This window comes from Algibacter luteus, assembly GCF_900141715.1.
GTDB lineage: Bacteria > Bacteroidota > Bacteroidia > Flavobacteriales > Flavobacteriaceae > Arenitalea > Arenitalea lutea.
The window spans coordinates 59,493-84,085 of the sequence record NZ_FQYK01000005.1 but is presented as its reverse complement, the minus strand read 5'-3'; the positions used below and the strand labels follow the sequence as shown (position 1 = coordinate 84,085).

General features: G+C 34.5%; 23 protein-coding genes and 2 tRNA genes. 17 read left to right on the top strand and 8 right to left on the bottom strand.

All coding sequences use genetic code 11. The features are described from left to right. Positions 1–32 precede the first annotated feature (32 nt). The 5 genes from BUA46_RS10460 (at position 33) to BUA46_RS10440 (ending at position 5,124) form a co-directional block, all read left to right on the top strand. Complete coding sequence (locus tag BUA46_RS10460) at positions 33–779, top strand: electron transfer flavoprotein subunit beta/FixA family protein (RefSeq protein WP_019387701.1); 747 nt, start codon at positions 33–35, stop codon at positions 777–779. Between the two features lie 103 nt (positions 780–882). Next, entirely contained in the window at positions 883–1,842 is a 960-nt protein-coding gene (locus BUA46_RS10455; protein ID WP_019387700.1) for an electron transfer flavoprotein subunit alpha/FixB family protein, read from the top strand. 119 nt (positions 1,843–1,961) lie between these two features. Beyond that, positions 1,962–2,585: a bifunctional nuclease family protein gene (locus BUA46_RS10450; protein WP_019387699.1), complete on the top strand. Its 624-nt coding sequence runs from the start codon at positions 1,962–1,964 to the stop codon at positions 2,583–2,585. A 15-nt stretch (positions 2,586–2,600) separates the two neighbouring features. Then, positions 2,601–4,124: a NupC/NupG family nucleoside CNT transporter gene (locus tag BUA46_RS10445; protein WP_019387698.1), complete on the top strand. Its 1,524-nt coding sequence runs from the start codon at positions 2,601–2,603 to the stop codon at positions 4,122–4,124. Positions 4,125–4,299: 175 nt separating this feature from the next. Further along, positions 4,300–5,124, top strand: a complete 825-nt coding sequence (locus BUA46_RS10440; RefSeq protein ID WP_026010047.1) for a thymidylate synthase — start codon at positions 4,300–4,302, stop codon at positions 5,122–5,124. Positions 5,125–5,383: 259 nt separating this feature from the next. Here BUA46_RS10440 and BUA46_RS10435 read toward each other — a convergent pair whose 3' ends face one another. After that, positions 5,384–5,680 carry an isoamylase early set domain-containing protein gene (locus BUA46_RS10435; protein WP_019387696.1) on the bottom strand — a complete coding sequence of 99 codons (297 nt, stop codon included), beginning with the start codon at positions 5,678–5,680 and terminating at the stop codon, positions 5,384–5,386. 316 nt (positions 5,681–5,996) lie between these two features. Here BUA46_RS10435 and BUA46_RS10430 point away from each other — a divergent pair, with 316 nt between their 5' ends. From BUA46_RS10430 to lspA, 5 genes are all read left to right on the top strand, one after another. Then, a complete protein-coding gene (locus BUA46_RS10430; RefSeq protein ID WP_019387695.1) occupies positions 5,997–6,929 on the top strand; it encodes a dihydrofolate reductase in 933 nt (310 codons plus the stop codon). A gap of 116 nt (positions 6,930–7,045) precedes the next feature. Continuing rightward, positions 7,046–8,101, top strand: a complete 1,056-nt coding sequence (locus BUA46_RS10425) for a bestrophin family protein (protein ID WP_019387694.1) — start codon at positions 7,046–7,048, stop codon at positions 8,099–8,101. Between the two features lie 138 nt (positions 8,102–8,239). Beyond that, positions 8,240–9,796, top strand: a complete 1,557-nt coding sequence (locus BUA46_RS10420; RefSeq protein WP_019387693.1) for an NAD(P)/FAD-dependent oxidoreductase — start codon at positions 8,240–8,242, stop codon at positions 9,794–9,796. Between the two features lie 186 nt (positions 9,797–9,982). Continuing rightward, positions 9,983–10,876: an ACP S-malonyltransferase gene (gene fabD, locus BUA46_RS10415; RefSeq protein WP_019387692.1), complete on the top strand. Its 894-nt coding sequence runs from the start codon at positions 9,983–9,985 to the stop codon at positions 10,874–10,876. After that, positions 10,877–11,404, top strand: coding sequence for a signal peptidase II (lspA, locus tag BUA46_RS10410; protein WP_019387691.1), 528 nt, complete (start codon positions 10,877–10,879; stop codon positions 11,402–11,404). Between the two features lie 38 nt (positions 11,405–11,442). Here lspA and galE read toward each other — a convergent pair whose 3' ends face one another. Both galE and BUA46_RS10400 read right to left on the bottom strand, forming a co-directional pair. Beyond that, positions 11,443–12,465: a UDP-glucose 4-epimerase GalE gene (gene galE / locus BUA46_RS10405; protein ID WP_019387690.1), complete on the bottom strand. Its 1,023-nt coding sequence runs from the start codon at positions 12,463–12,465 to the stop codon at positions 11,443–11,445. Then, positions 12,458–13,612: a DegT/DnrJ/EryC1/StrS family aminotransferase gene (locus BUA46_RS10400; RefSeq protein ID WP_019387689.1), complete on the bottom strand. Its 1,155-nt coding sequence runs from the start codon at positions 13,610–13,612 to the stop codon at positions 12,458–12,460. The genes galE and BUA46_RS10400 overlap by 8 nt, the downstream gene beginning before the upstream one ends. Positions 13,613–13,766: 154 nt before the next feature. Here BUA46_RS10400 and BUA46_RS10395 point away from each other — a divergent pair, with 154 nt between their 5' ends. From BUA46_RS10395 to BUA46_RS10385, 3 genes are all read left to right on the top strand, one after another. Beyond that, entirely contained in the window at positions 13,767–15,002 is a 1,236-nt protein-coding gene (locus BUA46_RS10395) for a 3-deoxy-D-manno-octulosonic acid transferase (protein WP_019387688.1), read from the top strand. Between the two features lie 99 nt (positions 15,003–15,101). After that, positions 15,102–15,434: a hypothetical protein gene (locus tag BUA46_RS10390; RefSeq protein ID WP_019387687.1), complete on the top strand. Its 333-nt coding sequence runs from the start codon at positions 15,102–15,104 to the stop codon at positions 15,432–15,434. Between the two features lie 442 nt (positions 15,435–15,876). Beyond that, on the top strand, positions 15,877–16,296 hold the full coding sequence (locus BUA46_RS10385) for a putative metal-binding motif-containing protein (protein ID WP_019387686.1): 420 nt from the start codon (positions 15,877–15,879) through the stop codon (positions 16,294–16,296). Between the two features lie 83 nt (positions 16,297–16,379). Here BUA46_RS10385 and BUA46_RS10380 read toward each other — a convergent pair. The 3 genes from BUA46_RS10380 to mutS all read right to left on the bottom strand — a co-directional run bounded on the left by BUA46_RS10380 (position 16,380) and on the right by mutS (position 19,271). Then, positions 16,380–16,463: transfer RNA gene (locus tag BUA46_RS10380), tRNA-Leu, on the bottom strand. A 26-nt stretch (positions 16,464–16,489) separates the two neighbouring features. Then, positions 16,490–16,561: transfer RNA gene (locus BUA46_RS10375), tRNA-Gly, on the bottom strand. 97 nt (positions 16,562–16,658) lie between these two features. After that, positions 16,659–19,271, bottom strand: a complete 2,613-nt coding sequence (gene mutS, locus BUA46_RS10370; RefSeq protein WP_019387685.1) for a DNA mismatch repair protein MutS — start codon at positions 19,269–19,271, stop codon at positions 16,659–16,661. Between the two features lie 129 nt (positions 19,272–19,400). Between mutS and BUA46_RS10365 the strand changes: the two genes are divergently transcribed. From BUA46_RS10365 to BUA46_RS10355, 3 genes are all read left to right on the top strand, one after another. After that, a complete protein-coding gene (locus BUA46_RS10365) occupies positions 19,401–19,934 on the top strand; it encodes an RNA methyltransferase (protein WP_019387684.1) in 534 nt (177 codons plus the stop codon). A 6-nt stretch (positions 19,935–19,940) separates the two neighbouring features. Then, positions 19,941–20,600: a class I SAM-dependent methyltransferase gene (locus tag BUA46_RS10360; protein WP_019387683.1), complete on the top strand. Its 660-nt coding sequence runs from the start codon at positions 19,941–19,943 to the stop codon at positions 20,598–20,600. A gap of 69 nt (positions 20,601–20,669) precedes the next feature. After that, positions 20,670–21,497: a hypothetical protein gene (locus BUA46_RS10355; RefSeq protein ID WP_019387682.1), complete on the top strand. Its 828-nt coding sequence runs from the start codon at positions 20,670–20,672 to the stop codon at positions 21,495–21,497. A gap of 66 nt (positions 21,498–21,563) precedes the next feature. Here the strand turns inward: BUA46_RS10355 and BUA46_RS10350 are convergent, their stop codons facing one another. Then, on the bottom strand, positions 21,564–22,508 hold the full coding sequence (locus BUA46_RS10350) for a hypothetical protein (protein ID WP_143148119.1): 945 nt from the start codon (positions 22,506–22,508) through the stop codon (positions 21,564–21,566). Between the two features lie 130 nt (positions 22,509–22,638). After that, positions 22,639–23,784: a 2-amino-4-hydroxy-6-hydroxymethyldihydropteridine diphosphokinase gene (folK, locus tag BUA46_RS10345; protein WP_019387680.1), complete on the bottom strand. Its 1,146-nt coding sequence runs from the start codon at positions 23,782–23,784 to the stop codon at positions 22,639–22,641. Between the two features lie 70 nt (positions 23,785–23,854). Between folK and BUA46_RS10340 the strand changes: the two genes are divergently transcribed. Continuing rightward, a complete protein-coding gene (locus tag BUA46_RS10340; protein ID WP_019387679.1) occupies positions 23,855–24,559 on the top strand; it encodes a queuosine precursor transporter in 705 nt (234 codons plus the stop codon). Positions 24,560–24,593: the final 34 nt, after the last annotated feature.

Sequence of the window (24,593 nt, the reverse complement as noted above, 5' to 3'; positions counted from 1 at the left end):
AAAAAATTAAGACATTTAAATACCTAAAAATTATGAAAATATTAGTGTGTATAAGTCACGTGCCAGACACTACTTCAAAGATTAATTTTAGTGATAACAATACTAAATTTGACCCAACTGGTGTGCAATTTGTGATTAACCCAAACGACGAATTTGGATTAACACGTGCCATGTGGTTTAAAGAAAAACAAGGTGCTCAAGTAACGGTAGCCAATGTTGGAGGTGCAGATACCGAACCAACTTTACGCAAAGCATTAGCTATTGGCGCAGATGAAGCTATACGAGTAAATATGCCTGCTACTGATGGTTTTTCGGTCGCTAAACAACTAGCAAACGTTGTTAAAGATGGTGGTTACGATTTAGTTATTGCAGGACGAGAATCCATTGATTACAATGGCGGCATGGTTCCTGGAATGATTGCGGGATTAATAGGTGCTAATTTCGTAAACAACTGTATTGGTTTAGAGGTTGATGGCACATCGGCCAAAGCGGTCAGAGAAATTGATGGCGGTAAGGAATCGGTTTCAACATCCCTTCCTTTAGTTATTGGCGGACAAAAAGGCTTAGTTGAAGAAAGTGATTTACGTATCCCGAATATGCGAGGAATTATGATGGCAAGAAAAAAACCGCTTACTGTAGTAGAACCTGTTGCAGTTAGTGCTGAAACAAGTTCGGTAGCTTTTGAAAAACCAGCTCCTAAAGGCGCGGTTACTTTGGTATCTCCAGATAATTTAGACGAATTAGTAAATCTGCTTCATAACGAAGCTAAGGTGATTTAGCTTGCTAAATCGTTCCGGAAATTACTTTGGGATAAATTATTTGAAATGAGCAGTTATTAATGATATCCTGAATCAAGTTCAGGATTAGAAAACAAAATAAAATATGTCAGTTTTAGTATATACAGAATCAGAACAAGGCAACTTTAAAAAAGGAGCCCTCGAAGTCGCATCTTATGCAAAAGCAGTTGCTAATCAATTAGGTACAACGGTTACGGCTGTAGCTATTAATGCAAATGACACCTCAGCATTAGGTAATTATGGTGTAGATAAAGTTTTAAACATCTCAAACGCGCAACTTGATAATTTTAATGCCAATGCTTATGCGGCCGCAATAAAACAAGCTGCAGAACAAGAAAGTGCACAAGTTGTTATTGTAAGTTCTAGTGCAAATAGTAAATATTTAGCACCGTTATTAGCCGTAGGATTAAATGCAGGCTACGTTTCAAATGTTGTTGAAGCTCCTTCAAGCACAAGTCCTTTTACTGTAAAACGTACCGCATTTACTAATAAAGCCTTTGAAACGACACAAATCAATACCGATATTAAAATTGTTGGAGTTTCTAACAATGCATTCGGATTGGTTGAAAATACTGGTAGTGCTTCCGCGGAAGCGTTTTCACCTTCTATTCCAGAATTAGGAGTTACCGTTGAATCTGTTGACAAAGCTACAGACAAAGTAACCATTGCAGATGCAGAAATAGTAGTTTCTGGAGGAAGAGGATTAAAAGGACCTGAAAACTGGGGTATGATTGAAGAACTTGCAGAAGTTTTAGGCGCTGCAACAGCATGTTCAAAACCGGTTTCAGATTTAGGCTGGAGACCTCATAGTGAACACGTGGGGCAAACAGGTAAACCTGTAGCTTCAAACTTATATATCGCTATTGGTATTTCTGGTGCTATTCAGCATTTAGCAGGAATTAATGCCTCAAAAGTAAAAGTAGTAATCAATACAGATCCTGAAGCACCTTTCTTCAAAGCTGCAGATTATGGGGTTGTTGGTGATGCTTTTCAAGTGGTTCCAGAACTTATCGAAAAATTAAAAGCATTTAAAGCACAACAATAATTTATTTTTTATAAATTGTGTAGTACTATAGAACTGCTTAAATTAGCATTTTAACTTAATTATGCCATGTGCAGTTGGTAAAGTTCTAATTTAAGCAGTTCTTTGCGTTTTTATAAATTATGAGTTTAGTAAGATTAAATATAAAAGGCATATCGTATAGCCAAACACAAAATGGCGCATATGCTTTAATTTTAAATGAAGTTGATGGCGAACGTAAACTTCCAATAGTTATTGGCGCTTTTGAAGCACAATCAATTGCGATTGCTTTAGAGAAAGAAATTAGCCCTCCAAGACCATTAACACACGATTTATTCAAAAATTTTGCAGATAGATTTGATATTGTTGTAAAACAAGTGATAATCCATAAGTTAGTTGATGGTGTTTTTTATTCTAGTTTAATTTGCGAACGCGATAAAATTGAAGAAATTATTGATGCCCGAACTAGTGATGCAATTGCATTAGCACTACGTTTTCAAGCTCCTATATTTACATATAAAAATATTCTTGATAAGGCTGGTATTTACTTAAAAGTGAATCCGAAAAAAGAGGATGAAGAAGATGAAGCTCAAGACAGTATTTTAATGGACGAGTTGGTTGCTAATGAATTAGAACCTTCTGAACCAAAAGAGAATTTCAAAGGAAAAACCCTGGAAGAATTGCAAACTTTACTAGAAGAGGCTGTGAACAATGAAGATTATGAAAGAGCAGCACATATTCGCGATGAAATCTCAAAAAGAGAATAATCTGAACTACCCTTTATGAAAAAACTCTTACTGCTCATTTCCGCACTATTCTTTTGTTTTACAACGCTAACAGCACAAGATCTAGAGAACACGGTTGCAGTAGATACGGTAACAAATACTTTGGAAGTTAATTCCGATGAATCTGAATCCAATCTCAATAATTTAGAATTTACTCCTGAAGCAAAAACCACTCTAGATACTGCTGAAGCCAATAATAATACGATTATTCCTAGCCAAGGGTTTTCTATTAATAGTTTATGGCGAGGTGTTTTGGGTATGATAACTTTAATTTTTGTCGCCTTTCTTTTTAGCAGTAACAGAAAAGCCATTAATTGGAAAATTGTAGCTATTGGTTTAGCGTTTCAGTTACTTATTGCTATAGGCGTTTTAAAGATTGAATTCATAAAAAACATATTCGAATTTATTGGTGGTTTATTCGTCCAAGTATTAGAATTTACGAGAGCTGGAAGTAAGTTTTTATTTGAGGGCTTAGTGGTAGATATGGATACTTTCGGGTTTATTTTTGCTTTCCAGGTACTACCAACCATAATATTCTTTTCTGCCTTAACCTCGGTACTTTTCTATTTAGGTATTATTCAAAAAGTTGTAAAAGCCATGGCTTGGTTACTTTCAAAAGCATTAAAAATATCTGGTGCTGAAAGTTTAAGTGTTGCCGGAAACATCTTTTTAGGACAAACCGAAGCACCTCTTTTAATTAAGGCTTATTTGGAAAAAATGAATAAGTCTGAAATGCTTTTAGTCATGATTGGTGGTATGGCAACAGTGGCAGGTGCTGTACTTGCTGCTTACATTGGGTTTTTGGGTGGTGATGATCCTGCACTACGATTGTTTTATGCGAAACATTTATTAGCCGCCTCTGTAATGGCTGCTCCAGGTGCTATTGTTATTTCAAAAATACTTTATCCACAAACCGAAGATGTGAATACCGATGTTTCTGTGTCTCAAGAAAAAATAGGCTCAAACTTCTTAGATGCGATTGCCAACGGAACTACCGAAGGCTTAAAATTAGCAGTAAATGTTGGCGCCATGCTTTTAGTATTTGTAGCATTTATAGCCATGTTTAATGGTATTTTAGGTTGGATAGGTGATGTCACAACTGCAAACAGTTGGATTGCTAATAATACGTCTTACAACAACCTTTCGCTAGAACTTATTTTAGGTTACGCCTTCGCTCCATTAATGTGGCTTATTGGTGTCGCTAAAGAAGATATGGCTTTAATGGGACAACTTTTAGGAATCAAATTGGCCGCCAGCGAGTTTATCGGCTATATACAATTAAGAGAATTAAAAGAAGCCTCAAACGCTATTCATCTCAGTTATGAAAAATCCATAATCATGGCAACCTATATGCTGTGTGGTTTTGCAAACTTCGCGTCTATAGGCATACAAATTGGCGGTATTGGGTCGTTGGCTCCTGGGCAACGTAAAACGCTTTCAAAATTTGGCATGAAGGCCTTAATTGGTGGTACTATTGCATCGTTAATTTCGGCTACAATTGCTGGAATGATAATTGGATAAAAACTGCCCTTTTGTTTCTTCAAAGGAGCAACCAAAACACAAAACAAAATCGTTAATAACTTTATTATAATATCTGAAATCTTAGGTGCTATCATTTAAAGCTATTTTTTATTTTTACTCTGCTTTAAAAATCATGGTTTAATTAAAAAAAATCCCCATTTTCATGGGGAATGTTATGAAACAATATCACGACCTAGTAAAACACGTTTTAGAAAACGGCAATGAAAAAGGAGATCGCACAGGAACAGGAACAAAAAGCGTTTTTGGTTACCAAATGCGATTTGATTTAAGTGAAGGCTTTCCTATGGTTACCACTAAGAAACTACATTTAAAATCTATTGTTTATGAGCTACTTTGGTTTTTAAAAGGGGATACTAATACAAAATACCTTACTGAAAATGGCGTGCGTATTTGGAATGAATGGGCTGATGAAAATGGTGATTTAGGACCTGTCTATGGTCACCAATGGCGCAACTGGAATAATGACGAAATAGACCAAATAAAAGAGGTAATAGATGCCTTAAAAAACAACCCAGATAGTCGTCGTATGATGGTTTCTGCATGGAACCCTTCTGTGTTACCAGATACTTCAAAAAGCTTTAGCGAAAATGTAGCGAATGGTAAAGCGGCACTTCCGCCTTGTCATGCATTTTTTCAGTTTTATGTGGCCGATGGTAAATTATCATGCCAACTGTACCAGCGTAGTGCTGATATATTTTTAGGTGTACCTTTTAATATTGCTTCTTATGCATTATTTACTATGATGATGGCCCAAGTTTGTGGTTATGAAGCTGGAGAGTTTATACATACTTTTGGCGATACTCACATTTATAGCAACCACTACGAACAATTGGAGTTACAATTATCTAGAAATATTCGTCCGTTACCAAAAATGATTCTTAATCCTGAAATTAAAGATATTTTTGATTTTGATTTTGAAGATTTTACTTTGGTTGATTATAATCCGCACCCGCACATTAAAGGCGTAGTTGCTGTTTAAATTTCCTAAACATTAGATTAAAGTTTACTGCAGCTGATGGTGCGTTAGGGATAGCAGCGGCATCCTTTTACTTTTAAAAGTAAATGATTAATAACCGTAGATAAGACTATACCAAAATAAGAGTTTTCTAGTCTAAGCAGATTTAATTAAAAGTAAAAGATATAGTGTATAGCACGCCCCTTGTGGTAAAGCTAAAAAAATTATAAAACAAAAAAAGCACCCCTAAAGAGGTGCTTTTATATTTTTTAAATTGTGGAAATTATAGTTTTATAACACCGTTTTCTGCACCAGCAAAGTCATTCCATGCATAAGCATCGGCAGCATCGTCATTTACGTAAACACCATCAACTAGGTATTTAAACTCGTAAGTGTTTCCAGCTTCTAAATCTAAAGTACCTTTAAATGTACCATTTTTTAGTTTTTTAAGAGGTGCTTTTTTAGCATTCCAATCGTTGAAAGACCCAACCACTGATACTTTTTTTGCATCCTCGGCAGGAACAGTAAATGTTACTTTACAAACTGGTTTACTTTTTAAAAATTGTTTTTTAATAGCCATAATAGTATATTTTTGAAATTTGTTCTTTTACGTTTAATTACACTGCAAATTTATAAACTATTTATTATAGATTGCCATTTAAAGCTTTTAGTTCTAAAGAATTATCAATTTGACAATTTCAGTTATTCAAATATCTAAAGTCTACAATAATTTAGGATTAAAATTATATTATTATCAATCAAAATTTTACGTTTTACGCTGATTATCAATGGCTTTTGCTACTAAAACGTTTTAGTAAACTTGATTTTTTTAAGTATGATTTATCTTATTAATTATCATTAAAAAACTTTAACTTTACACTTGTTATTTTACGATTATGTTTGGAAAAAAGAAACCCATACCACAAATAGATAAAGACCAATTGGAGCTTATTGAAAATGCTCAAAAACGCATCAAACAAAAAAAACGTTTGTATGTGCATTTTGTTATCTTTTTAATTGGTGCTATTTTTTTAATTGCTGCCAATACGGTATTAGGAATTGGTAAAGATTTTCAAATCTTCAACATTGATTGGTTTGTGTTTGCCATTTTACTATGGTTATTCTTTTTTGTTTACCACCTGTTTAACGTGTTTGTTACTCATAAATTTATGGGTAAAGCATGGGAAAAAGCCCAATTAGAAAAACTGGTTGCCAAACAGCAAGACCGCATAGAATCTCTTAAAGCTGAATTTATAAAAGAGGAAAAACTAATAGCGCAAAGTGAAGTATTTAATGAATCTGCTACTCAATCCGAAACTTCAATCACAAAAACTAAAAAATCTGAACTTACTATAATTGTAGCTGCTGCCGAAAATGATGCCATAGGACTAGGAAATAAATTAATTTGGCATTTAAGCGACGACTTAAAACGCTTTAAAGCTCTTACAAACGGGCACCATATTATTATGGGGCGCAAAACCTTTGAAAGTTTCCCGAAGCCTTTACCAAATAGAACGCATGTGGTAATTACAAGGCAGAAAGATTACCAAGCACCAAGTGGTGTTATTTTAGTGCATAGTCTAGAGGATGCTATTGATGCATCAAAAAGCGACGCGCAGCCATTTATTATTGGCGGAGGCCAAATTTACAAACAGGCCATGGCAATTGCCGATAAAATAGAATTAACTCGGGTTCATCATAATTTTGATGCCGACACCTATTTCCCTAAAATAGATACTTCTGTTTGGAAAGAAACTGCCAATGTTTTCAATAAGAAAGACGCAGACCACGATTATGAGTTTTCGTTTTTGACTTATGAAAGGAAATAGCCTTCTTTTTTCTTTGTCATAAAAAATATCTAAATTCGTTTGACTCTTGTTTAAATCGATGAAACGATTTTTATAAGTAGCATATCAGGTATTTTATAAATTCCAATACTTAAATTATGTATATAGGCAAAGTATATCGAATAATTGACATGGTGAAATGGACTCGTTTTGAAACGCTCTCCTTCGTCATAATTATTGGAGCATGGGTTTCTATCTATTATTTCCTTGAACTAGATTGGTTTAGAATTCCCTGGACTCCAATGGCCTTAATTGGTACAGCGGTTGCATTTGTTATAGGATTTCAAAATAATGCTGTGTATGGTCGAATTTGGGAAGCACGAAAAATATGGGGAGGCATAGTCAATACGTCTCGTACTTTTGGTGTTTATGTTCAAGATATGGTTACTGACGAACATGCTAAAGAGAGTGTTTCTAACGATTCCATTAAGAAAGAAGTTAAGATCTTAACTTATCGACATATCGCGTGGATGACTGCATTAAGATATGCCATGCGAAATAAAAAACAATGGGAAACAACAAGTAAACATAGAACGAATACGGAATGGGGTATCAAGCCACCTGAAATGAAGTCAACATTAGTAGAGGAACTTAAATTATATCTGTCTGATGACGATCTAAAAGAAGTGATGAACAAAGACAATCACCAAACGGCAATACTCTATTTACAATCACATCATATCAGAAAATTAAAAGACAAAGGGATAATCTGGGAGTTTTCATTTCTTGAACTTGAAGCACTCATCAAAGAATTATTCACCCTTCAAGGACAAACGGAGCGCATCAAGAATTTTCCATATCCAAGGCAATATGCTTCTCTAAATCATTATTTCATGTGGCTACTCTTGTTGCTTCTGCCCATGGCATTAGTTCCACAATTTATGGACATTGGAAAAGAAATTGCAGTTAATTATCCCTTATGGGGAGATATTTTCATATGGTTTACTATTCCCATTTATACTGCGGTAGCTTGGATGTTTCATACCATGGAGCGTATTGGTAGAACAGGAGAAAATCCATTTGAAGGCACTTCTAATGATGTTCCAATTTCGACCATTTCAAGAGGAATAGAAATAGATTTAAGACAAAATTTAGGAGAAGATAAAAGTAAAATTCCTGTTCAATTCCCAGCTGAACACGGTGTTCAATTCTAGTGTAATTTAAAATAGCACTTCAATTAATTGAAATTAGTTAATGCATCTTCTCAAGTTTAACTTGATAACTTATTGGTGAAATACAAAGTCTAAAATCTTTTTCAAAACTCCTGTTACAATTTTCAGTAATTTTGCCAAATGGTGAAAGAAATACAACTTCGTATTACAATTGAAGAAGAAAAACAGCCCGATATTCTTGCTAAAAAATCGGCGATAAAACTAGGTACAAACCAGGATGATATTTCGGGTGTTAAAATCCTTAGAAAATCTATTGATGCCAGAAAACCCAAAATTTTTTTCAACTACAAAGTAGCTGTTTACATTAACGAAGCTATACCAGAAACATCAGAATACAACTTTAATTACCAAGACATATCAAAAGCAAAGCCCATTCATATTATTGGTTTTGGTCCTGCAGGTATGTATGCTGCATTACGTTGTATAGAACTCGGTTATAAACCCATCGTTTTAGAACGCGGTAAAAATGTACAAGATCGCAGACGTGATTTAAGAGCCATAAACCAAGACCATTTTGTAAATGAAGATTCCAACTATTGTTTTGGCGAAGGTGGCGCCGGAACTTATAGTGACGGCAAATTGTATACTAGAAGTTTAAAACGTGGCGACGTTCGTCGAATTTTCGAAAATCTTGTCTATCATGGCGCAACAGATCAAATTTTGGTTGATGCGCATCCACATATCGGTACCAACAAACTGCCTAAAGTTGTTCAAAACATCCGCGAAACTATTTTAAAATATGGTGGAGAAATACATTTTGAAACTCGGGTTACAGATTTCAACATAAAAGATCACCAAATAAAAGCCATTCAACTCCAAAACGGCAGTGAAATAGCAGTCGATAAAGTAATTCTGGCAACAGGCCACTCCGCAAGAGACATTTTCTATCTGCTAGATAAAAAGCAAATAGCAATACAAGCCAAATCGTTTGCCATGGGAGTTCGTGTTGAGCATCCACAACATATTATAGACTCAATTCAATATCATTGTTCTGGCGAACGTCCCGACTTACTTCCAGCCGCTTCATACGCTTTGGTCGAGCAGGTAAAAGAGCGCGGTGTATATTCATTTTGCATGTGCCCAGGAGGATTTATTGTGCCGGCAGCCACCGCCAATGGCGAAGTTGTAGTGAATGGTATGTCGCCATCAAAACGAAATAATTTATACGCCAATTCTGGTATAGTCGTAGAAATAAATGTCGATACCGATTTACCCAAATACGAGCAATTTGGGGCCTTAAAGGGCTTAGAATATCAAAAAAATCTAGAACGATTAGCTTTTACGGCAGGCGGAAGAAGTCAAACCGCACCCGCACAACGCTTAACCGATTTTGTGGAAGGCAGATTGTCAACCAGTTTAAACGACTGTTCCTATCAACCCGGATTAAATTCCGCACCTCTACATTCGTTATTACCCAAATTTATTGGCGGGCGCTTGCGCAAAGGCTTCGAAGCATTCGGACGAAAAATGAAAGGCTATTACACCGCAGAAGCTAACGTGGTTGGCGTAGAATCCAGAACCTCATCACCTGTTTCCATACCACGAAACGAGCAGTTGCACCACCCACAAATCACAAACTTATATCCCTGTGGCGAAGGTGGCGGATACGCGGGCGGTATCGTTTCAGCAGCTATGGATGGCGAACGTTGTGCCGAAGCAGCCACAAGCAATCTTTAATATTTTTAGGCGCTTGCCTGCCGGCAGGCAGGTTACCACAAGGGTTGGGCTTTCCGTTGCAAGTCCTCAGTCGTGCCTCCCTGCGGGCTTTCTCTGCAATCCCTAACGCGAACACAGAACTTTCAATAAACAGAGTTACACGTCTAAAGATTTATTGTTATTTTAGCCTCACAAAAACTAACCAACATGAACGCATATATATTTCCAGGTCAAGGTGCACAATTTTCAGGAATGGGATTAGACCTTTATGAAAACTCACCTCTAGCACAAGAATTATTTGAACAAGCTAATGAAATTTTAGGTTTCAACATTACAGACACTATGTTTGAGGGTTCTGCTGAAGACCTTAAAGAAACTAAAGTAACACAACCAGCAATATTTTTACATTCGGTAATTTTAGCAAAAACTTTAGGTGCAAGCTTTAAACCAGATATGGTTGCAGGACACTCTCTGGGAGAGTTTTCAGCATTAGTAGCTAATGGCGCTTTAAACTTTGAAGATGGCTTAAAATTAGTATCACAACGCGCCATGGCGATGCAAAAAGCTTGCGAATTACAACCTAGTACTATGGCAGCTGTTTTAGGGTTAGATGACGATGTAGTTGAAAAAATCTGTGCTATGACTGAAGGCATTGTAGTAGCCGCAAATTACAATTGTCCAGGGCAATTAGTAATTTCTGGAGAAGTTGATGCCATTAACAAAGCCTGCGAAGCATTAAAAGAAGAGGGTGCACGTCGCGCTTTAGTTTTACCTGTTGGCGGTGCATTTCACTCACCTTTAATGGAACCAGCACGCGAGGTATTAGCCGCAGCAATAGAAAACACAACATTTAGCAAACCAAACTGCCCAATATATCAAAACGTTACAGCAAACGCAGTAATTGATGAGAGTGCTATTAAAGCTAACTTGATATCTCAATTAACTGCACCAGTACGTTGGACACAGTCTGTGCAACAAATGATTGCAGATGGCGCTACTTTATTTACCGAAGTTGGTCCTGGAAAAGTTTTACAAGGCTTAGTTAAAAAAATAAATAGAGATGCCGAAACGGTTTCAGCAACTTTAGAAAGCAATAGCTAAATGAAGTTATCTAAACGTTCCATCTATATTATTTTGGTTATCGTCTTAACCATAGCTGTCGATCAAATTTCAAAAGTTATTGTTAGAAATAACATCACACTTAGAACCAACATTAACCCTGGTGAACGCATCCCCATACTCGGTGATTACTTCATATTAATGAATGTAGAAAACACAGGTGCTTTTTTAGGTATGGGTAGTGAGTTAAACGAAACGCTAAGAATTATTTTATTACTCATACTTCCAATAGTTGTTTTGGGATTAGTGCTACGTTATATTTTCAAAGACAAATCTTTAGACAACTGGTCGCTTTTTGCATTTGCAAGTATTATTGGTGGCGGAATAGCTAATGTTTTTGATAGAATAGCTTTTGGAAAAGTAACCGATTTTTTATTTATAGATTTAGGTGGTGTTTTTAGAACTGGAATTTTTAATCTAGCCGATTTATCGGTAACCACTGGGATGATTATTTTGCTATTTGCAAGTTTTAAAAAGAAGAAAAATGATAATAAAAAAAACGTCGCTTAGTTAGCGACGTTTTTTTTATTATTGTAAATTAATTTAATCTAATTCCCTCTAACTTTCTGCTCCCATTTCCATGCAGATAACATAGCATCTTTAAGAGATAAAGTCGGTTTCCATCCTAAATCATTATTGGCTTTATTTGTATCGGCGTAAGCAGAAATGATATCGCCTTCTCGTCTTCCAACAATTTTATAGTTTAATTTTACTCCAGAAACCTCCTCAAAAGCATTAACCACTTCTAATACAGAACTACCTTTACCTGTTCCTAGATTGAAAGTTTCGTAATTCGATTTATTATTGCCTTTAAGTAATCTACCTAAAGCAATCACGTGAGCTTTAGCTAAATCTACTACATGAATATAATCTCTAATACAAGTGCCATCGGGCGTTGGGTAATCATCACCAAAAACCGATAATTGTTCTCTTAAACCAATGGCCGTTTGTGTAATAAAAGGCACTAAATTTTGTGGAACGCCAATTGGTAATTCGCCAATTTCAACAGACTCATGTGCGCCAATAGGATTAAAATAACGCAATGCAATCGCTTTTAATGATGGCACTACTTTACAAGTGTCAGCTATAATTTCTTCGCCAATTTGCTTGGTGTTTCCATATGGTGATTCCGCTGTTTTAACGGGAGCATTTTCTGTAATAGGTAATTCATCAGCTTGCCCGTAAACTGTGCATGAAGAACTAAAAATAAAACTTGCTGATGGCAATTTCTTCAATTCTTTTAAAATGTATATTAAGGAGGCTAGATTGTTTTCATAGTACATCAAAGGCTCGTTTACACTTTCGCCTACAGCTTTACTTGCAGCAAAATGAATTACCCCTTTTATATCTTGATGTTTAGAAAAAAACGATTCAACTTCAGTTTTATCTTTTAAATCTAACCTCTTAAAAATCACGGCTTTTCCTGTTATGGCTTTAATACCGTCAAGCACCTGCACAGAAGAATTTGATAAATCGTCGATTATTACAACTTCGTAGCCTTTATTTTGTAATTCTACAACCGTGTGCGACCCTATAAAACCTAAACCACCAGTAACTAATATTTTATCCATTTATAAATTTTATAATTGCAGATGTTATAAACTCAATTTGTTCATCTTCAAGCTCAGTATGCATTGGCAATGAAATAACATCTTTAACCAATTGGTTGGTAACTGCAAAATCTTTCTCATTATATCTTGAATCTTGATAGGCTTTTTGTTTATGCAGTGGAATTGGGTAATATACGCCGCATGGGATTCCTTTATCGTTTAAATGTTTTACTAAAGCATCTCTATCAACACCTTTTAATTTCAATGTATATTGATGAAATACATGACAGTCGCATGTATCACAAATATCTCCACAGCCATTTGAAACCTTCGGTGTTATAATTTGTTTAATATTTTTAAACGCTTGATTATATTTTCTCGCTGCATTTTGTCTCGATTTATTATAGCTATCTAATTTTGGTAGTTTAGCATCTAAAACTGCAGCTTGTATACTATCTAATCTTGAATTCACCCCTACCACATCATGATGATAGCGCTCGTACATGCCGTGATTTACGATACCTCGAATAGTATGAGCTAATTCGTCATTATTGGTAAAAATAGCGCCACCATCACCATAGCAACCAAGGTTTTTTGATGGAAAAAACGATGTTGCACCAACATCGCCTATAGTTCCAGCTTTTACTTTTGTGCCGTTACTATAAGTGTAATTTGCTCCAATTGCTTGAGCATTATCTTCAATAACATAGAGATTATGCGCTTTAGCTATATGCATTATGGCCTCCATGTTAGCACACTGGCCGAATAAATGGACTGGTACAATGGCTTTCGTATTCGGCGTTATCGCCTTTTTTAAGGCTTCAATATTAATATTAAAATCATCTTCGTTAACATCAACTAAAACAGGAGTAAGTTGCAATAACGCAATAACCTCTACAGTAGCTGCAAAAGTAAAATCGACAGTTATAACTTCATCCCCTGGCTTTAAACCTAAACCCATCATGGCTATTTGTAAGGCATCGGTTCCATTAGCACAAGGAATAACATGTTTAACGCCTAGATACGTTTCAAGGTTTTTTTGAAACTCATGTACTTTTGGTCCGTTAATAAAAGCTGTGTTTTCAATTACTTCTTGGATAGAAGGATTAACGATATCTTTGATATCGTTGTACTGACCTTTGAGGTCAACCATTTGAATTTTTTTCATCTAAAAAAAATTGTAGCCCTATTTAAAGAATCAAATACGACTTATTTTAATGTTAATCTTTTACGGTATAACACGTAACAAAATTACAAAAATGATTATCGCTAACCAATGAATTTCTGTCAAAGAAATGTATTTTAGCATTTAAAATTAAATATTGCGTTTTATTTATAACATAGGGATTTTTCTTGCAGGTATTGCTTTAAAAATAGGAGCTCTGTTTAACAACAAACTAAAAAAAGGTGTTGAAGGCAGAAAAAGTACTTTCAAAATTTTAAAAGACAGCATCTCTGAAAATGATAAAACACTTTGGTTTCATTGTGCCTCTTTAGGCGAATATGAACAAGGGCTGCCTGTATTCACAAAGCTTAGGAATCATTATAAAAGTCATAAAATAGTTTTGAGTTTTTTTTCCCCATCTGGCTATGACATAAAAAAAAACAGCCCTATAGCAGATCTTGTTGTTTATATCCCTCTAGACACCAGAACGAATGCAAAACGATTTTTAAATTTAGTGAAACCCGAGCTTTCCGTTTTTGTAAAATATGATATCTGGCCTAATTTTTTGTACGAATTGAAAAGTCAGCAAAAGCGTGCCCTACTCATATCTGCTTCTTTTAGAGAAAATCAAATTTATTTTAAGGCCTACGGAGGTTTTTTTAGAAAAGCTCTTTTTACTTTCGAGCACATTTTTACACAAAATGAGGTTTCTAAAGAAATTCTAAACGCAATCAACTACAAGACTGTTTCAGTAAATGGAGATACTAGGTTTGATAGAGTTTACAGCCAGTTAGAAACCGATAATACATTGCCCTATGTTGAAGCATTTAAAAATAACAAACTATGCGTTGTTGCTGGTAGTACTTGGCCCGAAGGCGAATCATTATTTATAGATTTTATAAATTCTGAAGCATCAAAAGATATTAAGTATATTATTGCTCCGCATGATATAAAACCAGATCGAATTAAAAAATTACAGGAGAGAATAAATTCAAAAAGCATATTGTTTTCAGATAAAAACAACAAGAATTTATCGGATTACAAGGTCTTTATTATTGATACCATAGGTATTCTTTCAAAAATATACAGTTATGCAGATATAGCTTATGTAGGTGGTGCTATGGGCAATACCGGGTTACACAACACCTTAGAACCTGCAATTTTTGGAGTTCCTATAATAATAGGCAACAATCATTATAAATTTCCAGAGGCGAGTGCCCTTATAACTAATGGAGGAATGTTCTCAATTTCAAACCAGCAAGAGTTTAACCAAATTTTAAATGAACTCATTCTAAACGAGGAAAAAAGAAAAAATTCTGGCATCAAAAACAGACAATACATTGAAAAAAACACGGGTGCCGTAATCCAAATACTAGATTATCTGCGTATATAAAGAGATTTTAATCAAGAATTTACCAAAAATCATAATTTTTAAAAAAAAGTCATTAAATTGTGACTTTCAACAAAATAATTAACACTAAAACAACAACTGATGAAAAAATTATTATTAAGTTCAATCTTATTATTAGCTTTAAGTTTATGTTTCACTTCATGTAGAGACACCAAAAAAGGAGAATCTATGGAAGATGCCATTGAAAACGCTGCAGATGCCGCTGGCGACGCAGTTGACAATGCTGCAGACGCTGCTAGCGATGCGGTAGATTCTGTTGAGGAAGCTGCTGAAGAAGCCGCTGATGCTGCAGGTGAAGCTGTTGATTCTGCTGTAGATGCTGCAGGTGAAGCTGTTGACAATGTAAAAGAAAAAGCTGGAGAAGCTGCTGATGCAGTTAAGAAAGAAGCTGATAAATTAAAAGCTGAACACTAATTTCTGATTAGTTTTTAAAATTTATAAAAAACCACCTATGAGGTGGTTTTTTTTATGCCTAATTCTTAAAATAATAACACAAAAGGTCTGTTTTGGTCGAGATTATTAATTTAAATATATTCAACTTAAAATTTTATTCATTTAAAAATGAATCTAACAAAAGATTATCTTAACTCAACAAATCGCGAATTTAAATCAATAAATTTCTTTAACAACTTACTACTACAGAAAAAAATTATTTAAAAACATCATTAAAATTAATTCTCACTGCATAACACTAAGTTTTTTAAAGTGCTAATGCTTAACTTTTTATCAGATTTATTTACATTTTTTTTTCAATTATAGAAGAAAACACCTCTTATATCGAGAAATTCTTTCCAAATTTAGTTTTAAGACATTTTTGTTGGTAATTGCTTTACTAAATCTTTAAATCCCAAATTTTATGAAAAAAGTAAACTACTTATTTATTGCTTTATTAATTGTATTTAATTGCTCAAGCGATAATACAGATGAACTTATGCTTCAAGAAGATAACTTAATCTTAGCAAGCAAAAGTAAGACTACTAAAAAGTCTAAAGAAGACAAAGTTTTAATTTGTCATAGAACAGGTTCTGGGTTTCATACCATAGAAGTAAGTGCAAATGCTTTAGATTCCCATTACGGTCATGGCGATATTAACCCTGACATGGATGGAGATGGTTTTACTGCTCCTTATGGCAGTGACAACCCATGTGGTTTGGGCGATGGCACTGATTGCGATGACAATAATCCAGATATTAATCCTGGTGCAACGGAAGTATATTCTGATGGTATCGATAATAACTGCGATGGCATTGTAGATTATAATGGAGGAGGTCACTAGAAAAGTAATCTCTCCATTTATTCAGAATAAATAATTTTAAACAAAAAACCTCTTGAAAATCTATTGATTAACAAGAGGTTTAGTACTGAAGACGGGACTTGAACCCGTACGTCCTAATGGACATTGGATTTTAAGTCCAACGTGTCTACCAATTCCACCACTTCAGCATTGGTATGTTTTAAGAAAGTTTCAGAGCGAAAGACGGGATTTGAACCCGCGACCCTCACCTTGGCAAGGTGATGCTCTACCCCTGAGCTACTTTCGCAGTCTTTAATGAACGTTACAATATTGCTATTGCGGATGCAAATTTAAAATATTTATGCTAAATGCAAAGCCTTTTCTGAAAATAAATCAAAATTATTTTAAGCCTGTTTTTTCTTAACTAACATTCGCTTTATTTCGTTCAATTTCATTAGCGCTTCAACAGGCGTAAGTGTATCAATATCAATGTGTAATATTTCATCTTTAATGTTTTCAAGTAAAGGATCATCTAAATTAAAAAAGCTTAGTTGCATTTCATCTTTTATTGATTTCACTTTATCTGTAAGCTCTTCGCTTGAATGTGATTGCTCTAATTTCTTTAATATTTTGTTTGCACGATGCAAAACTTGTTGAGGCATTCCAGCCATTTTCGCCACATGAATACCAAAACTATGCGCACTTCCTCCTTCAACCAGTTTTCTTAAAAAAAGCACATTATCTTTTAATTCCTTTATAGAAACATTAAAGTTTTTAATACGAGCAAACGTCTCGCTCATCTCATTAAGTTCATGATAATGCGTAGCAAATAAAGTTTTTGGTTTTGCGGGGTGTTCGTGCAAATATTCGCTAATAGCCCAGGCAATTGAAATACCATCGTAAGTGCTAGTGCCCCTCCCAATTTCATCTAATAAGACCAAACTTCTATCAGATATATTATTAAGAATGGATGCGGTTTCATTCATTTCTACCATAAATGTAGATTCGCCCATCGAGATATTATCACTTGCTCCAACCCGTGTAAAAATCTTATCAACCAACCCAATTCTTGCCTCTTTTGCGGGTACAAAGCTTCCTATTTGGGCTAATAAAACAATAAGTGCCGTTTGACGTAATATGGCTGATTTACCAGACATATTGGGGCCAGTGATCATGATGATTTGCTGAGCTGTTCTGTCTAAAAACACATCATTAGCAATATAAGCTTCACCTATTGGTAATTGTTTTTCAATTACAGGGTGGCGACCATCTTTAATGTCTAAATCAAATGAATCATCAATAGTAGGGTAAATATAATTATTGTCTTTTGCCAATTGCGAAAAGCCGCATAAACAATCAATTTGCCCAATTAAATAAGCATTTTGTTGTACTGGTTTTATGTATTGATTCATCCAGCTTACCAAATCTGCAAACAACTGCTGTTCTATGGCTTGAATTCTATCTTCAGCACCTAAAATTTTAGCTTCGTATTCCTTAAGTTCTTCAGTAATATAACGTTCTGCACTCACCAACGTTTGCTTTCTTATCCACTCTTCAGGAACCTTATCTTTATGTGTATTTCTTACCTCTATATAATATCCAAATACATTGTTTGATGCAATTTTAAGTGAAGTGATTCCGGTACGTTCACTCTCGCGTTCTAGCATCTTATCAAGATAATCTTTTCCAGATTTCGACAAACCTCTTAATTCATCTAACTCTGAAGAATACCCAGCGGCGATACTATTTCCTTTCAGTACATTTACCGGCGCATCTTCATTTAAAGTTGCTTTAATTTTTTCTCGAAGCACATCACAACCTTGAAGCTTGTCTCCAATAATCTTAAGCGATTCATTTGCACAATTTGAAGCCAGTGACTTAATAGGCACGATAGCTTCTAGAGAATTTTTAAGCTGAATAACCTCACGCGGATTAACTTTACCGGTTGCCACTTTTGAAATTAAACGTTCTAAATCACCTATGTGTTTTATATGGTTCTGAACCTTCTGAAGCACCATATTTTCTTTGGAAAGAAAACTAACGACCTCATGACGTAACTTTATTTTTTCAACGTTTTTTAAAGGAAGTGCTAACCAACGTTTTAACAATCTTCCGCCCATTGGCGAAATGGTTTTATCGATAACATTTAAAAGGGTAACCGCATTATTATTTGTTGAATTGTAAAGCTCTAAATTTCTTATGGTGAATTTATCCATCCAAACATAATCATCTTCTGCAATTCTAGAAATAGATGTAATGTGTTGCAATTTATGATGCTGCGTTTCACCTAAATAATGTAGAATTGAACCTGAAGCTATTATGCCTTCATACAAATCTTCAATACCAAAGCCTTTTAATGTTTTTGTATTGAAATGTTTGATGAGTGTTTCGTAAGCATAATCGGTTTGATAGACCCAATCTTCTAAATAAAATGTGTGAAAATCGTTCCCAAACGTTTCATTAAACAGCGTTCGCTTTTGCTTTGACACTAGCACTTCACTAGGGCTAAAGTTTTGTAGTAATTTATCAATGTACTCTGCATTACCTTGCGATGTTAAAAACTCACCAGTCGAAATATCTAAAAAAGAAACTCCAATGTATTTTTTATCAAAGTACACCGAGCATAAAAAATTATTAGATTTTGAAACTAAAACCTCATCATTTAAGGCAACTCCTGGTGTTACAAGCTCTGTTACACCTCGTTTTACAATGGTTTTGGTTTGCTTAGGGTCTTCCAATTGGTCGCAAATAGCGACACGCTCACCAGCTTTTACCAATTTAGGTAAATAGGTGTTTAATGAATGGTGCGGAAATCCTGCCAACTCTGTTTCACTATCACTCCCTGCGCCACGTTTGGTTAAAATAATGCCTAAAATACCCGCAGCTTTTATCGCATCACTACCAAAGGTTTCATAAAAATCGCCAACACGAAACAACAGCAATGCATCAGGGTACTTCGCTTTTATTGCATTGTACTGTTTCATTAACGGGGTTTCTTTTTTTGCTTTTTTAGCCAATGGTAAAGTAATTTATAAGTCTTATTTTTGACAAAATTGTAGCATGCAATGTACTATTAATTTCATGTTTTATGAGATTGATTCTTTAGAAGTTATCTACAATTAGAACGAGATTTCAACAATAAAACCATGCGCAAACTTAAAAATAGCGAATTAGACCGGTTAAGTATCGATGCTTTTAAAGAAGCGAAGAAAACACCTATAATTATTATTCTTGATAACATTAGGAGCTTGAACAATATTGGCTCGGTTTTTAGAACTAGCGATGCTTTTTTAGTTGAAAAAATTTATCTCTGCGGAATTACGGCAACACCACCGCACAAAGATATTCATAAAACGGCCTTAGGAAGTACTGATACGGTAGCTTGGGAACACGTTGAAAACACTTTAGATTTAGTTGAAAAATTAAAGGCTGAAGATGTGAAAATCATTGCTATTGAACAAGCTGAAAATGCTACAATGCTCAACGATTTTAAAGTTGAACCAAACACGAAATACGCCTTAGTTTTTGGTAACGAAGTAAAAGGTGTCGCTCAAAAAGTAGTAGATGCTAGTGATGTAGTGATTGAAATTCCGCAATTTGGCACGAAACATTCCTTAAACATCTCGGTGAGTTGTGGGGTTGTTGTTTGGGATATGTTTAGTAAATTATCTGAAATATAATATAAGTTGGCTAAAAAAAATAAAACACCTTGGCCAACACGAGCTGTGATGAACCAAATTTATGAGCAGCATCTTTGGGGTGGAAAAGCATATGATTTTTATTCTGGTTTTGGATCACATGACCCGACAATTGTAGAACCTTATTTAGAAGCGATAAAGGCTTTTATTAAATCTCACATAAACACTTTAGAGGTTTGCGATTTAGGATGTGGCGATTTCAACATTGGTAAGCACCTTGTTAAGCATACCAAAAAATATATAGCAATAGATATTGTTGAAAGCCTTATCAATAGGAACAAAAAACTGTTTCACAATAAAAATCTAGAATTCCATTGTTTAGATATTGCTAAAGACGAAATTCCGTTGGCAGATTGCGTTATTCTCCGCCAAGTTTTGCAACATTTATCAAATTCTGAAATTAAACACGTAATTGAAAAACTAGTGAATTTCAAATATATTATTCTCACCGAACACCTCCCTATAGGTGTTTTTACACCTAATCAAGACATTATTAGTGGCCAAGGTATCAGGCTCAAACTAAACAGCGGTGTTAATTTATTAGAGCCCCCTTTTAATTTTAAAATTAAAGACGAAAAACAACTTCATGAGCATATTCTGGAAGAAAAAAGTGGACGCATCGTAACTACTTTATATCAAACATTTTGAAATTATTCTGAACTTATAAAGCATAATCCATCCTTTTTGATTAAATTGGTAAACCAATTTTATTTTATTATGAAAATCAGTTTTATCTATAGTATCGCATTCACTTTAATTTGTTCATTTTTAAGTGTTTATTCACAAGAAATCCCTATTGAATTTCTTTCAATGGAATTACAAACTAATCAGAAAGAACAACACAAAACAATCTTAAACAAAGAAATTGATGGTGTAATTTCTGAACATGTTACAATATCAAGTGATATTACTGAAAAGGTTGAGCTTGAAAATGGATATAAATTCGTTTACTTATTTATAAAAGGTTATGGACAATTGACTTCTGGTGGAAAAACATACGAAATTGTTCCGGAGACTATTATGTTGCCAAATAATGTGGGTGATGTATCTTTCAAGCCCATAGCAAATGACACACTGCACTATCTAAAAATATCTGTATTCCAAACTGAATTAGATCAAGAAGATATAAAAACGTTTCCTAAGGAAAATATCAACAATATCTATTTTAAAAAGTTCACGGATTGTAAATCTTATACTGAACCAATTAAAAGTCCGCAAACAACAAGCAGAACCATATTACCTAACAAATACATTCCAAGAGTAGCCATGGGCACCGTTAAAACTATAGGTCCCGACAAAGTTGGTGCTCATGAGCATGCGATGTTAGAACAATTATTTTTGGGGCTTACTGATAATCAAACCATTGTTTATGCTGATGATGCTCAAGTTGATTTTCCTGAGTATTCTTTACTTCATATTCCGCGGGGTTCCAGCCATTCAGTTAGTGTAAATGCCGAAAATGAAATGTACTATGTATGGATGGATTTCTTTGTAGACAAAGACGGAGAAGAGTGGCTAAAAACCCACAACACAGAAGACGAGTAACAAATACAACAATCTTCCTAATGGTTGCGAATTTAAGCTTAACCCCTCATTCAAAACTAATTAACACTAATCGTTTTCTACTTTAGTATGCGTCGTATTTGCCCATCTAATTTGAGCTCTACCACCTTTTACTCGATATGCACCATATCTTATTTTTGATTCTGTTGCACGATCTGGTTCTGGTATGTTCCAATTAAAACTTTCACCACCAATTACAGCATCGCAATAATGAATTTTTTTAGTAGCATCGTTCGGATCTACTCTAAAACCTACCTCTAGCTGAAAATCGGTTTGTTTATTCTTCTCAATATTCTTCAGGAAAACAACTTCTCTACCGCTTCCTGATCCTCCACGCACTAAGATACGCTCAGCATAAACATCAAAGGATACTTGCTTATTTGCATTCGCACCTGTTCCATAAACGGGCTTTGCTAAATACAAACAAATAGCTGGGTCAGGAGAACCACCTCCTCCGGTGTGTTTACCTTTGGCTTGTGCAATATAAGTACCATCACTACCATCTCCCGTAGTATCACCTACTTCAAGAATTCTTACAGTTCCTGTAAATTTTACATATGTTCCTACACCAAGTTTTACTGCTCTTGGTAATGAACGTTCTATTCTAGGTTGTAACGTATTAGGCGCATCCATATGGTTGGAGCCATCAGTAATATTATAAACACCCCAAACTTTTCCATCTACGTTACTTTCTTTATAGTCAGCATAACAACTCCTATCATCAATCGTTCCTACATTAACTGGATTAGCTATATCCTTAGTTCTTTCTGTATTTTGACCCTCAGGTGTGCAAGTGGTATAAGCTCCAATATCTTCATCAATAGCCTCCTCTACTTCAGGAGATGTTTCTTCTTCCGGATCAGGATCTGGTGCCGTAATAACATCTTCAAGAAACTCCACTGGTTTCTCATCAGGTTGACAAGAGTAGAAATTTATAAAAAGAACCAAAATAACCAATGAAGTTAGTTTGTAAATGATTTTTGAATTTTTCATGTCCATCTAAATTTTTAGTAAAAATAAAACTTCGAATAAGTAAAACCATCCTGAACTATCCTGTTAGCGAAAGTTAAAAGTTTTAATTGAATACACATCCTAAAGTACAAACTAAAAGTCGATCCATATATTAAATCAACTGATTTAAATCCTCAGATATTTCACCTAAAATCCACAAATAATCACTTCGGTTTTCCACAAAATCTCTATCCGAAACATCGATGATTTTTACGTTAAAATCTTTTTGCGTTTTCAAGAAATCTAAATACCCCGAATTAATTTTCTCTAGATAATCATCAGCAATATTTTGCTCATAATCGCGTCCGCGTTTTTTTATATTTTCCTGTAAACGCTGAGTGTTCTGGTATAAGTACACGTACAATTCTGGTTTTGCAATGTCTTTATACATTAAATAGAATAGCTTTCGGTATAAATTAAACTCGTCTTCTTGCAAAGTAATTTTTGAGAATATCAACGATTTAAATACATCATAATCACTCACAATAAAATCTTTAAACAAATCGAGTTGCGATAAATCATCAGAAATTTGCTGGTACCTATCTGCAAGAAAAGACATTTCTAATGTAAATGCGTAACGATTGGCATCTTCGTAGAACTTGGGCAAAAACGGATTGTCGGCAAAACGTTCTAAAATCAATTTGGCATTAAAATCGTGTGCCATTTTAGTAGCTAAACTGGTTTTTCCTGCGCCAATATTACCTTCAATAGCGATGTAATTGTACTTTGAAAAATTGTATTGTTTACTAGGATTTTTAAGCCATATTTTGATGGGTTCTAACACCGATTCATCTTCACATTCATCGAGTAAAACAGCAACTTCTTTACCTATATTAGGATGTCTCACTTTTGATGCAATATCGTTTAAAGGCTTCAATACAAACTTGCGCTTAGTCATTTCAGGATGTGGCACTTGTAGTGAGTTGGTATTAATAATTTCAGCTTCAGCGAAAACAATATCCAAATCTATAGTTCGGGCTTCGTATGCTTCAGATTGTGTTCTTATTCGCCCTAACGTTGTTTCAATTTTTAAAAGTGTTTCTAAAACCTTTTGCGGTTCTAAATAGCTTTCCAGAACCAAGCAGCAATTAAAAAAGTCCTCACCATCAAAACCTAAAGCGGGCGATTTATACACTTTCGAAATTAGCTTAATAGCTCCTATTTCTAAATAAATAGCATTAACCGCATTTTGCAGATTTTTAAATTTATCACCTTTATTACTGCCTAATGCAATATGATATGTTATTGGTTTTGTCATGAAGGAGCAAAATAATAAAAAGTAAATGGTTTTCCTTTATATTTACATACGCTATTTATTCACAATTTAAATGACCTTAAGAGATAAACTTGCTGCCCAACGTATTTACATCCTTTTAGGGGCTTTATTTATAACCTCATTAGTGGTTTCGAATCTCATTTTTCAAAAGTTTTTTTATTGGTATCCGTTTAATTTTGAAATTTTTGGCAGTAAACTTTTTGAAATTTCTGTTGGTATTCTTCCTTATCCAATAACGTTTTTAATCACTGACTTAATTAGTGAAATTTATGGCAAAAAACGAGCTAATGATGTTGTTGTAGTTGGAATTTTTGCGTCGCTTTTTTCACTTTTAATTATTTACGCTGCTGGCAATGTGCCCGCAACTTCTTGGTCTTATGTAAATGACGATACCTTCCAATTGGTTTTTGGAAACTCTATGATTGCTGTTTTTGCAAGTATGCTTACTTATTTATTTGCGCAATTTGTAGATATTCAAATTTACCATTTCTGGAAACGCCTTACCAAAGGAAGACACCTATGGCTTCGCAACAATTTTTCAACTTGGTTTTCACAATTTATAGATACGTTTACTATTGTTTTCTTGCTATGCACTTTCGAGATAATTGAATGGGCAAACTTTAAAGGACTTTTAGTTAGCGGCTTTCTGTTTAAAGTAATAGTTGCTGCTTGCGATACACCTTTTTTGTATTTAGGTGTTTATTTTTTTAGAAAATGCTTCCATTTAAAAGTGAATGAAGAAATAGATTTACTTTAAATATTTCAAATTCACACAACTTTAAAACTTAACA

Excerpts from the sequence above, each read along its gene's own strand:
- BUA46_RS10460 (WP_019387701.1), top strand. The coding sequence starts at position 33 with ATGAAAATATTAGTGTGTATAAGTCACGTGCCAGACACTACTTCAAAG.
- BUA46_RS10455 (WP_019387700.1), top strand. The coding sequence starts at position 883 with ATGTCAGTTTTAGTATATACAGAATCAGAACAAGGCAACTTTAAAAAA.
- BUA46_RS10450 (WP_019387699.1), top strand. The coding sequence starts at position 1,962 with ATGAGTTTAGTAAGATTAAATATAAAAGGCATATCGTATAGCCAAACA.
- BUA46_RS10445 (WP_019387698.1), top strand. The coding sequence starts at position 2,601 with ATGAAAAAACTCTTACTGCTCATTTCCGCACTATTCTTTTGTTTTACA.
- BUA46_RS10440 (WP_026010047.1), top strand. The coding sequence starts at position 4,300 with ATGAAACAATATCACGACCTAGTAAAACACGTTTTAGAAAACGGCAAT.
- BUA46_RS10435 (WP_019387696.1), bottom strand. The coding sequence starts at position 5,680 with ATGGCTATTAAAAAACAATTTTTAAAAAGTAAACCAGTTTGTAAAGTA.
- BUA46_RS10430 (WP_019387695.1), top strand. The coding sequence starts at position 5,997 with ATGTTTGGAAAAAAGAAACCCATACCACAAATAGATAAAGACCAATTG.
- BUA46_RS10425 (WP_019387694.1), top strand. The coding sequence starts at position 7,046 with ATGTATATAGGCAAAGTATATCGAATAATTGACATGGTGAAATGGACT.
- BUA46_RS10420 (WP_019387693.1), top strand. The coding sequence starts at position 8,240 with ATGGTGAAAGAAATACAACTTCGTATTACAATTGAAGAAGAAAAACAG.
- fabD (WP_019387692.1), top strand. The coding sequence starts at position 9,983 with ATGAACGCATATATATTTCCAGGTCAAGGTGCACAATTTTCAGGAATG.
- lspA (WP_019387691.1), top strand. The coding sequence starts at position 10,877 with ATGAAGTTATCTAAACGTTCCATCTATATTATTTTGGTTATCGTCTTA.
- galE (WP_019387690.1), bottom strand. The coding sequence starts at position 12,465 with ATGGATAAAATATTAGTTACTGGTGGTTTAGGTTTTATAGGGTCGCAC.
- BUA46_RS10400 (WP_019387689.1), bottom strand. The coding sequence starts at position 13,612 with ATGAAAAAAATTCAAATGGTTGACCTCAAAGGTCAGTACAACGATATC.
- BUA46_RS10390 (WP_019387687.1), top strand. The coding sequence starts at position 15,102 with ATGAAAAAATTATTATTAAGTTCAATCTTATTATTAGCTTTAAGTTTA.
- BUA46_RS10385 (WP_019387686.1), top strand. The coding sequence starts at position 15,877 with ATGAAAAAAGTAAACTACTTATTTATTGCTTTATTAATTGTATTTAAT.
- BUA46_RS10365 (WP_019387684.1), top strand. The coding sequence starts at position 19,401 with ATGCGCAAACTTAAAAATAGCGAATTAGACCGGTTAAGTATCGATGCT.
- BUA46_RS10355 (WP_019387682.1), top strand. The coding sequence starts at position 20,670 with ATGAAAATCAGTTTTATCTATAGTATCGCATTCACTTTAATTTGTTCA.
- BUA46_RS10350 (WP_143148119.1), bottom strand. The coding sequence starts at position 22,508 with ATGAAAAATTCAAAAATCATTTACAAACTAACTTCATTGGTTATTTTG.
- folK (WP_019387680.1), bottom strand. The coding sequence starts at position 23,784 with ATGACAAAACCAATAACATATCATATTGCATTAGGCAGTAATAAAGGT.
- BUA46_RS10340 (WP_019387679.1), top strand. The coding sequence starts at position 23,855 with ATGACCTTAAGAGATAAACTTGCTGCCCAACGTATTTACATCCTTTTA.